The sequence below is a fragment of the Pseudomonas spelaei genome (assembly GCF_009724245.1).
GTDB classification, from domain to species: domain Bacteria; phylum Pseudomonadota; class Gammaproteobacteria; order Pseudomonadales; family Pseudomonadaceae; genus Aquipseudomonas; species Aquipseudomonas spelaei.
The window spans coordinates 1-9736 of the sequence record NZ_WNNK01000055.1 but is presented as its reverse complement, the minus strand read 5'-3'; the positions used below and the strand labels follow the sequence as shown (position 1 = coordinate 9736).

General features: G+C 53.3%; 10 protein-coding genes. 7 read left to right on the top strand and 3 right to left on the bottom strand.

What is annotated here, in order from left to right; genetic code table 11:
* The coding region (locus GNF76_RS29080; protein ID WP_155586485.1) for a helix-turn-helix domain-containing protein at nucleotides 1-215 on the top strand (215 nt) is incomplete at its 5' end.
* Between the two features lie 87 nt (nucleotides 216-302).
* On the opposite strand, the gene GNF76_RS29075 is transcribed toward GNF76_RS29080, so the two are convergent.
* Together GNF76_RS29075 and soxR are read right to left on the bottom strand one after the other, a co-directional pair.
* Nucleotides 303-518 (bottom strand): hypothetical protein, encoded by a 216-nt coding sequence (locus GNF76_RS29075; RefSeq protein WP_155586484.1) that lies wholly within the window; start codon nucleotides 516-518, stop codon nucleotides 303-305.
* 147 nt (nucleotides 519-665) lie between these two features.
* Nucleotides 666-1148, bottom strand: a complete 483-nt coding sequence (gene soxR / locus GNF76_RS29070) for a redox-sensitive transcriptional activator SoxR (protein WP_155586483.1) — start codon at nucleotides 1146-1148, stop codon at nucleotides 666-668.
* A 91-nt stretch (nucleotides 1149-1239) separates the two neighbouring features.
* Between soxR and GNF76_RS29065 the strand changes: the two genes are divergently transcribed.
* A complete protein-coding gene (locus tag GNF76_RS29065) occupies nucleotides 1240-2439 on the top strand; it encodes an MFS transporter (RefSeq protein ID WP_155586482.1) in 1200 nt (399 codons plus the stop codon).
* Between the two features lie 439 nt (nucleotides 2440-2878).
* Here GNF76_RS29065 and GNF76_RS29060 read toward each other — a convergent pair whose 3' ends face one another.
* Complete coding sequence (locus tag GNF76_RS29060) at nucleotides 2879-3793, bottom strand: LysR family transcriptional regulator (RefSeq protein WP_246212038.1); 915 nt, start codon at nucleotides 3791-3793, stop codon at nucleotides 2879-2881.
* Between the two features lie 219 nt (nucleotides 3794-4012).
* On the opposite strand from GNF76_RS29060, the gene GNF76_RS29055 reads away from it, so the two are divergent.
* The 5 genes from GNF76_RS29055 to tal all read left to right on the top strand — a co-directional run bounded on the left by GNF76_RS29055 (nucleotide 4013) and on the right by tal (nucleotide 9727).
* Complete coding sequence (locus GNF76_RS29055) at nucleotides 4013-4975, top strand: L-tyrosine/L-tryptophan isonitrile synthase family protein (RefSeq protein WP_155586480.1); 963 nt, start codon at nucleotides 4013-4015, stop codon at nucleotides 4973-4975.
* Between the two features lie 34 nt (nucleotides 4976-5009).
* Nucleotides 5010-5888 (top strand): TauD/TfdA dioxygenase family protein, encoded by an 879-nt coding sequence (locus tag GNF76_RS29050; RefSeq protein WP_155586479.1) that lies wholly within the window; start codon nucleotides 5010-5012, stop codon nucleotides 5886-5888.
* Entirely contained in the window at nucleotides 5885-7327 is a 1443-nt protein-coding gene (locus GNF76_RS29045; protein WP_155586478.1) for an FAD-binding protein, read from the top strand. Before GNF76_RS29050 ends, GNF76_RS29045 begins: the two co-directional genes overlap by 4 nt.
* A 283-nt stretch (nucleotides 7328-7610) precedes the next feature.
* Nucleotides 7611-8606, top strand: a complete 996-nt coding sequence (gene dusA / locus GNF76_RS29040; RefSeq protein WP_155586477.1) for a tRNA dihydrouridine(20/20a) synthase DusA — start codon at nucleotides 7611-7613, stop codon at nucleotides 8604-8606.
* A 194-nt stretch (nucleotides 8607-8800) separates the two neighbouring features.
* The gene (tal, locus tag GNF76_RS29035) at nucleotides 8801-9727 is read left to right on the top strand and encodes a transaldolase (RefSeq protein WP_155586476.1); all 927 of its coding nucleotides are present in this window, start codon (nucleotides 8801-8803) and stop codon (nucleotides 9725-9727) included.
* Nucleotides 9728-9736 lie beyond the last annotated feature (9 nt).

Sequence of the window (9736 nt, the reverse complement as noted above, 5' to 3'; positions counted from 1 at the left end):
GTATAGCAGGGACCAAGATCGCCTTATTAATGATCTACCCGAAAAATGAACAGCAAGACCTGACCCAGGCCAAATTCGCAGCGATGATCAATGTTCAGCTCGGCACGCTACGCAATTGGGAACAAGGCCGACGTGAGCCTACTGGTCCGGCGAAGGCGCTCTTAAGGGCGATCCACAACGGTCCTATACACGTGTTGAATGCACTTGCCATGTGAGCCGCAAAAGAATACGGACGCTCGCCTTTGGCCTGCAACTGTTGAAGGGCGGCAGGCTTTAATGGGATTACCCTGCCACTTCAGGCTTTAGTCGTGCAGCAACCCTGAACTGTATTCATTGAAACTGCTACCGATGGCACTACTGCCACCGAAGTTCGCCTTACTGGCGCTTCCGGTGACACGGTCGCCGAAGGATTGGCAGCCCTCGGCGGGGCAACTGCTGGTGCTCGTGCTCACACCGGAGCAAGCGCCCAGCAGCAGGGTGCCAGCGATCATCACGACTTTGAAGAGGTTCGAGATCATTTTTCAGTTCCCTGTGGGCTGGAAGCGTGGCGGTACCATTCTCTGACCCAATCCTAGACCTCAAAACCGCGCGCGATCATGAAATCTTTCCGGGTGACAGGAACGGTTCAGGTTGCCACTTTTTGATGCAGCCAGCGAGTTTGCCTATCAGGGCAAGTCCTGAGTGGGCGGCGGATCCCCAAGCCACCTGCGCGGGCCTGGACCGTTTTTCCCCGCGCGATCCCCCGGGTTGGTCATCTTGCAATGCTTAAGCGAAAGACACCCGCAACCAATGCAATGATCGAGCTCGATATACAGCCGCTGCAACTCCAGAATTCTCTCGGCAACACGCTGCTTCCACTCGCCCGACAGTCGCTGCCAGTCACCATCAGTGGCCAGGAAATGGGTTGGAATGCTGGCGAGCTGAACGCCTATCTCATCCAGTGAATAGCCAATCCGCTGGGCAAAGACAATAAACGCGACACGTCGCAGCGTTGAGCGCGGAAAGTAGCGGTGGCTGGCCTCATGCCGCTTCGATTCAATCAACCCTCGAGACTCATAAAACCGCAATGCGGATGCCGCAACACCGCTGCGACGGGCGATCTGACTGATGGACAGCAACGGGTCATTATCACTACCAGTAGAACGCATTGTCTCACTCCCGACGACTTGAATTGAAGTTGACTTCAACTTGTATTCTCGGCGCAAGGTCAATCAGACGGGAGGCAAAATGGGCATATCAATGGCTACGGTAGATACCACCAACGTTCAGCAGCGCGTGGACTGGATCGTGGTTTTGAATGTGGTGCTGGCAGGCATCGCCGCAGCCATGCATGTCGGCAAAGCAACCATCGCCCTGCCGTCCTTGCAACAGGAATTCGGCGGCTCACTCGCGTCGCTCAGCTGGATCATGTCGGTGTTCCCACTGATTGGCGTATTCGGTGGCATCGCCGCCGGCATGCTGGTCCGGCACTGGGGCGACCGGCGATTGCTCATCGCAGGCCTTGGCATCCTCGGTATCAGCAGCATTGCCGGCGCGCTGACTCACGATTTCGGATGGTTGCTCGTGAGCCGTTTCGCCGAAGGGGTAGGCTTTCTGACCGTGGTGGTCGCGGCGCCCGCCGTGCTCAACCGCACGACGCCGATAGCCAGACGCCCCATCGTGTTTGGACTGTGGAGCACCTTCATGGGAGGGGGTATTGCACTATCGATGCTCATTGGGCCGTCGCTCGGCAACTGGCGCAACGATTGGTACGTCAGCGCGGCACTGGTGCTAATGACTGCGGCGGCATTGCTCCTCACCACCCCCGCCGATGCAACGGTCTCACGCCAGGCGGCAACGCCCGTGTGGTCGCAGCTGCGCAGCGTACTGAGGGCACGCGCGACACTGACGCTTGCGCTGAGCTTCACTGCGTACAACCTGCAGTTTTTCGCGGTGATGACCTTCCTTCCGGTGTTCCTGATGCAACGCCTGGGTGTGCCCGTCGGTACCGCCGGCGTGATTAGCGCCGCGATCGTCGCCGCCAACATCGTCGGTAACCTGGCGGCCGGCCTGTTACTTTCCCGTGGCATCCGCGCGGGCACACTGATCGCTGTATCCGCTGTTCTCGTGGGAGTCGCGGGCGTGTGTATCTTTTATCCGCAGACGCCGGCCTCACTCGCCGTGGTGTTGTGCTTTGTGTTCTCGGCGATCGCTGGAGTATTACCGGCGACCATTCTCGCGACTGCATCGTCAACTGCACCCTCGCCGTCGCTCGCGCCGCTGAGTATTGGTTGGGTGATGCAGGGCAACTATCTTGGCCAGGTCATCGGGCCTGTTTTGATTGGCACCATTGTTGGCGCACTGGGCTGGTCAGGGGCGATGTTTCTGATGATGTTTGCAGCTGTGGTGGGAGTCGGGCTTGGTGTGTTGTTGCTACGCACATCAGTACGGACGGGCTAAAAGGTTGGTATTAGGCGCCCGTCCTCACCGGCCTATTCCTTGATCCCAATGTCCTCACATACCGCTCTACCGCAGGCACTCTCCCGCCGTTTCTCCGTCGACCCGATGATGGATTACGTGTATCTCTTCGTAATTCCCCGTACTGCTTACCAATGAGGACATTTGAGCCTGCCCTCGTAGCAATTTCCAAGCAACCTGTAGGTCACCAGTGATTGCATGGCATGGCTTCGCCAAGATTTTCGTCAACACGATCAAGCGCTAAGTCGCACATATGTTCAAACCCGAGCGAGAAACAGCACTACGCAACCTGACAATGGCCTGCGAGCGCTACAACGAGCAGTATCCACACAGGGCGCCGAAAGAGTTCACCCTCCTGTGAGGTCTTGGTGACTGGTTTGATAGGGTCCAATCCAACGGAGCAGACCCCACCCACACTTACTTAGAACTCCAACTTGCCGTATTCAGACCGCTGTTGCTCGCACTTCGTCAGCAGATCAACGAAAGCACGGACCTTTGCCGGCCGGAAGCGCGAGGCGGGAAAAACTGCATAGATGCCGCCTGAGGGCAGCCCCCATTGTGGCAAGACATTCATGAGGCGACCAGAAGCAAGATCCTTTGCAACCACGAAGTCGGGGAGCACAGACAACCCCAAGCCACAGCGGACGGCCGCATTCACAGCAGGCGTACTGTTTAAGAAAATGGACGCCCGCACGTTCACAGCCTGCTTGCTACCGTCTTCCAGGGAGAAACTCCAGCGCAAAGGGTTACGCAGAGCGGTATTGGCTACGAACGGCAGATGGGAAATGTCTTGAGGATTATTGACGTGCGCCAACTGAGGCGACATTACCGATGAAGCTACAAGCAGTTGCCGGAAAGAGCCGACTTTTCGCGCCTGTTGGGAGCTGTCAATCAACCAGCCAACACGAATAGATAACTCTATATTGCTGGACATGATATCCAAAACCCTATCGCTCAAATACATATCTACCTTGCACTCAGGGTGTTGCTTACTGAAAGCAGCAATAGTAGGCACGACTATATCGGTGCCATAGTTAACGGGCGCTGTAATACGCAGCGAGCCGGATAGCCCCGACGCCCCCCCGGATACATCCTCGAAAGCCTCCTCTATGTCACTCAGAATCACGACGCAACGCTGATAGAAGGTTTGCCCTGCTGCGGTAGTTTGCACCTTGCGCGTAGTGCGAACTAGCAGTGATGTTCGAAGCTCGTGCTCTAGTAGCGAGACCTGTTGGCTGACAACGGCTTTAGTAATGCCCATTCGCTCCGCTGCTCCCGTGAAAGAGCCGGTCTCCACCACAGCCACAAAATAGTCTAAGCGCTTGAAATTCCTCAAGTTATAACTCTCCTTAATTTGATTGTATATTTTTCGCAAACACAATGTATACCACCAACGCCTTTAAACGCCTGCAGAAACCCCCTAAATTCAAGTCGAATCAAAACCACTTAATATTTGCCGACCGAATATTAAACCGTCGAGTGACGAGCGCTTGCTTCGTAGCTGACGCACACCACTGTTCGTATACACACCAATACAAATAAGTGAGGTCAGGACATGTCAAAAGATACTAATCATGATATTTCGCTTTCCATCTTAAAAGAAATACTTAAGATCAGACGAGAAAACTCAGAGCACACACCTCACTTGGACGCCCAAGAGAAGCTTGAACAAATCAAAGCTATTCAGCTTCCAAGAATACTGTCCTTTGTCAACGCCAATCAGCCAATTGAGTTTATATTGCCAGCATTCCCTGCAAAGTCCCCAAGTCCAAAAAAAGTTCTGGGGTGTTTACCTGATATGGCTGAAAAAATATCACTCACATTTCTTAATGAGTTGTGCACGCGTATCACGAGACTATATAAGCCAGGAGCCAAACTAATAATTTGCTCAGACGGTCGAGTTTTTGGTGATCTGATTCGAGCTAGCGATGATAGAATTAGTGCTTATCAGGTGGGCATACGGCGCATCATTTCTGGCCTCACAACTAACCATCTAAGCTTGTTCAGTCTCGAAGACTTTATACCATTTGCCAAGCACGCTTCTAGTTTCGACAGCATACGACTACATCTAATTGATCAGTTTGCGGAACCTATAGAGGAGGTCAAACAGAAACTTCTTACAGAGGAGGGAGGCACACTCCTTTACCGCGCGGTTACTCGTTTTATGTTGGAAGACGGTTTGATACCAAGCGATAACAGGTCTAGAAGCATATTGCAGAAGGACGCTAAAAAGCGAGCGCTCGGCGTCATCCAGGTTAGCCGAGCATGGGCCGCACTTCTTGATAATCAATTTCCAGACGCTATTCGCCTCTCTATTCATCCTCAACCCGTGAATAGCTTAAAGATTGGTGTTCACATGATTCCAACGGTGGATAGTTGGCTGACGCCTTGGCATGGTGTCGCCGTTAAGATAGGGGGGAAATTTGAATTAATGAAACGTAGTGTGGCCGAAAGTCTAGGTGGACGCATCGTAATACTAGACCAGCAGCAAAGTCATTATGAAATAGACCTACCCTAATCGTATAAACCAACTCAATAGCAATGGAAATGTTATGAACACTACCACCATGCATAACCCCCTGATCTTTGAGCCATTGATAGGCGAAACAGGCAAGCCCTGCTCGTTTGGGGTTTTAATAAAACCAGGGCGTCCAAACGTGCATATTAGTGAGCTGTCAGTTGAATGGCTGCGCTCATTAGTACTTAGTCATCAGTTAGTTGTACTGCGGGGATTCGACAATTTTGACAGCAGCGAAAGCCTGACCCTCTACTGTGCAACCTTTGGAGAGATCATGATGTGGCCATTCGGTGCCGTACTTGAACTGATCGAGCACGCTAATCCCATTGACCACATATTTTCAAATAGCTATGTGCCACTACACTGGGACGGAATGTATCTTGAGACGGTGCCTGAATTCCAGCTGTTTCAGTGCGTTCACGGTACCAGCGAAACACAGGGTGGACGCACTACATTTTCAAGTACTGTCGAAGCGCTACGTATCGTGACGCCAGAAGCCCGCGAGCTATGGCAGCGCGCGGTCGGGCGCTATCAGCGCACAGTCGAGCTTTATAGTAGTACGACGCAAGCACCTATTATCAACAGTCATCCGCATCGTGGGTTTCCCATTATGCGGTTTTGTGAACCACCAATCGAAAACGATGACTCCTTCATAAATCCCTCTGAGTATTCATTCGAGGGCATCAGTGTGAGCGAGAAAGAAACACTGCTCAACAGTCTTAAGCAGACGCTGCACGACCCACGCGCCTATTACGCACATCAATGGCAGAAGGGAGATTTCGCGCTGGCCGACAATTTATCGTTGCTTCATGGTCGCGAGAAGTACACCCACCAGACTGGACGCCACTTGCGTCGGGTGCACATCCATGGGCGTCCCCCAGTCACCAACGGCCATCTTGAGGTGCGTAAATGAATACGAAGAAGGTAGACGTTGTTGTCATTGGTGCCGGCCCTGTGGGGCTGCTGTGCGCGTACCTGGGGCGGTTGTGTGGTTTGGAAATGTTAATCATAGACAAATCGGACGCGCCCATAAAAGGTGGCAGGGCTGACGCCTTTAACGCACGCACGTTGCAACTACTAGAAATCGTCGATCTGTTTGGCTGCCTCTACTCTAAAGGAAGACCATGCAGCACACTTTCCATATGGTCTGAGGGGAAGTTTATCTCACGTCAGTCGACATGGTGGGATGAATTGGAAGGTTGTTTTCACAAGCATTTCATGATGCTCGGACAGACGCACTTTGAGCGATTACTAGACAAAAAGTTGAAAGATATTGATTCATCAGTACTCCGTAATACATCCGTCTGTGACATCAAGGTTACAAATGTTGGATGTACGACAACGCTGTCCACCCTTGAGACAGTTCAGTCAAAATTTGTGATTGGCGCCGATGGTTCACGCTCGTTCGTACGTAACCTCTTCAAGGTGCCATTCGAGGTGACCTATCCACAAATTATTTGGGCCGTGCTGGATGGCGTCGTTGATACAGATTTCGTAAAGGTGCCGGACATTATCATCTTTCAGGCCGAGACGTCCGACGTGGCGTGGATACCACGCGAAGCAGACCTGGATCGATTTTATGTTCAAATGGATACAAAAGAATTCACCATTGAGCAAGTAGTTGCGAAGATCAACCGGGCCATGTACCCGAAAACATTACGCTTCAAAAAAGTCATTTGGTTCTCGCAATTCTCGGTAAAGGAGTCTGTGGCTGAGCACTATGCTGTTGACGAGAAAGTTTTCTTCGCGGGCGACGCCTGCCACATTCACTCGGTAAATGGCGGTTTGGGTCTAAACACCGGCTTGGGGGATGCTTTCAACCTTATCTGGAGGATGAATATGGTCTTGAGACTTGGCGCATCTAGAAAGCTATTGAGTCTCTACGAACAAGAGCGGAAACCAGTTGCCTTGGGAGTGGTCAAGACTTCCGCAGAGTTGGTACGTTCAACCAAATACTCCAGAGACGGAACGCACGCGAAAGATTACACAAAAATAGTTGAAAAAAAATCGGGTTACATTACAGGCATGGGCGTCTGTTACGAAGAACATGAATATCACGGAAAACGCTTGTTAGACTTCATGGAGTTCAATAATGAAGAGCAAACATATACACGAATTTATTCGCTTCTTGACTATAAATCTTTCACCCTCCTGATTTTTGGCAACCTCAAAAAAACATTAGATCTACCTGCCTTTATAAAAACCATTCACATAAATTCAAGTACCGCCCCGTACACTGACAAGTTACTACTGGTTCGCCCTGACTCGTATATTGCGGCGGCGTCCTCTCTTACCGACACATCACCTATATCCGCCTATTTGGAGACACTGTTCCCCTCGAGTGAGGAGTAACCTATTCCTAATGCTTTTCGCATGTAGAAGGTATTCCATAAAACGACGATATATATTTCAATATCCTGTACAGACCTAAGCGTCTCGGCCGTTGAAATATACCTGCTTGAGGTGAGATCACACTTGGCTCCAGCTTATTCCAGAGGATATCGGGGTCAGACCCGATATCCGATCAAATGAAATATAAGTCCACACCGCGCTTCGATGCAGAGGCCTTTGCTGCAAGCCTTACCCCCATACCTGATAAACTCCCGCACTCAGTCCCATCCATTCAGATCCCCCAATGCCCCCAAATACCGCTTCCCCCCAATCCATCTCCCGCCGCTTCTCCGTCGCGCCCATGATGGATTGGACGGACCGTCACTGCCGTTTCTTCCTGCGCCTACTCTCCAAACACGCCCTGCTCTACACCGAAATGGTCACCACCGGCGCGATCCTCCACGGCGACCACGAACGTTTCCTGCGCCACAACGAAGCCGAGCACCCGCTGGCCTTGCAGTTGGGCGGCAGTGTGCCCGCCGACCTGGCGGCCTGCGCCCGCATGGCCCAGGACGCCGGTTACGACGAGGTAAACCTCAACGTCGGCTGCCCCAGCGACCGTGTGCAGAACAATATGATCGGCGCCTGCCTCATGGCGCACCCTGCCCTGGTGGCGGATTGTGTGAAGGCCATGCGCGATGCTGTTTCGATTCCGGTGACGGTGAAGCATCGCATTGGGATCAATGGCCGGGACAGCTACGCCGAGTTGTGTGATTTTGTCGGACAGGTGAAAGACGCGGGTTGCACCAGTTTTACCGTGCATGCGCGGATTGCGATTCTGGAGGGGTTGTCGCCGAAGGAGAATCGGGACATCCCACCGCTGCGTTATGACGTGGCGGCGCAGTTGAAGCAGGACTTTCCTGAACTTGAGATTATTCTCAACGGTGGGATCAAGACGCTTGAGCAGTGCGAGGAGCATTTGCAAGTGTTTGACGGGGTGATGTTGGGCCGGGAGGCTTATCACAATCCGTATGTACTGGCGGAGGTGGATCAGCGCTTGTTTGGGAGTTCGGCGCCGGTGATCAGTCGAGCTGAAGCGTTGGCGCAGTTGCGGCCTTATATAGCCGAGCATCTGGCGACGGGTGGGGCGATGCATCACATTACCCGGCATGTGCTAGGGCTTGGGACCGGGTTTCCAGGGGCGCGCAAGTTTCGGCAGTTGTTGTCGGTGGATATTCATAAGGCCAGTGATCCGTTGGCGTTGCTGGATCAAGCTGCGGGGTTGTTGGAGGGGCGGTAATCCTGTGGCGAGGGGCCTTGCATCAGTCAGGTTGAACCTGTTCCGCCTTTTGCCCTCCTATTTACCTGCAAGGCCCGCCTTTCAAACGGCTGTTTTCAGGTTATTGCCCTCGCAAACGATCGAACGCGTTTGCGCCCTTGAGCGACTGTCAGCGCTCGGGTAATGTCATCAGACCCACAGGACAGAGCACGCCCATGACTTCCAAGCTGGAACAACTTAAACAAATCACCACCGTCGTAGCCGATACCGGCGACTTTGAAGCTATCGCTCGCGTCAAGCCGGTGGACGCCACCACCAACCCGTCGCTGCTGCTCAAGGCGGCATCGATCCCGGCTTATGCCAAGCTGCTGGACGCGTGCGTTGCCGACTGCAACGGTGATGTCGGCCTGGCCAGCGATCGTTTTGCGGTCGCGGTCGGTCAAGAGATCCTGAAAGTGGTGCCTGGCCGCATTTCCACTGAAGTGGATGCCCGCCTGTCGTTCGATACCGATGCCGTGCTCAAGCGTGCGCATCGCCTGATCGACCTGTACGAAAAAGCCGGTATCGGCCGTGATCGCGTACTGATCAAGATCGCCTCCACCTGGGAAGGCATCCGTGCCGCCGAGATCCTGGAAAAAGAAGGTATCCAGACCAACCTGACGCTGCTGTTCTCCTTCGCCCAGGCCGTGGCCTGTGCCGAAGCGGGTGTGTTCCTGATTTCGCCGTTCGTGGGCCGTATCTACGACTGGTACAAGAAGGCCAACGGCAACGACTACACCGGCGCCGATGATCCGGGCGTGCAGTCGGTAACGCGCATCTACAACTACTACAAGGCCAATGGCTACAAGACCGTGGTCATGGGGGCGAGCTTCCGCAACCTGAGCCAGATCGAGCAGTTGGCCGGTTGTGACCGCCTGACCATCAGCCCGGACCTGCTGGAAAAGCTGGCCGCCGACAATGGCAAGCTGGAGCGTAAATTGGCGCCGGGCCATACGGGCGAGGCGCGTGTGCATTTGACCGAAGCGCAGTTCCGTTGGGAGTCCAACGAAGATGCGATGGCCACCGAAAAGCTGGCCGAGGGTATTCGTCAGTTTGCTCGCGACCAGGAAAAACTCGAAGCGCTGTTGACCGCCAAGCTCTAAAAACGGGCC

Excerpts from the sequence above, each read along its gene's own strand:
- GNF76_RS29045 (WP_155586478.1), top strand. The coding sequence starts at position 5,885 with ATGAATACGAAGAAGGTAGACGTTGTTGTCATTGGTGCCGGCCCTGTG.
- GNF76_RS29065 (WP_155586482.1), top strand. The coding sequence starts at position 1,240 with ATGGCTACGGTAGATACCACCAACGTTCAGCAGCGCGTGGACTGGATC.
- tal (WP_155586476.1), top strand. The coding sequence starts at position 8,801 with ATGACTTCCAAGCTGGAACAACTTAAACAAATCACCACCGTCGTAGCC.
- GNF76_RS29055 (WP_155586480.1), top strand. The coding sequence starts at position 4,013 with ATGTCAAAAGATACTAATCATGATATTTCGCTTTCCATCTTAAAAGAA.
- dusA (WP_155586477.1), top strand. The coding sequence starts at position 7,611 with ATGCCCCCAAATACCGCTTCCCCCCAATCCATCTCCCGCCGCTTCTCC.
- GNF76_RS29050 (WP_155586479.1), top strand. The coding sequence starts at position 5,010 with ATGAACACTACCACCATGCATAACCCCCTGATCTTTGAGCCATTGATA.
- soxR (WP_155586483.1), bottom strand. The coding sequence starts at position 1,148 with ATGCGTTCTACTGGTAGTGATAATGACCCGTTGCTGTCCATCAGTCAG.
- GNF76_RS29075 (WP_155586484.1), bottom strand. The coding sequence starts at position 518 with ATGATCTCGAACCTCTTCAAAGTCGTGATGATCGCTGGCACCCTGCTG.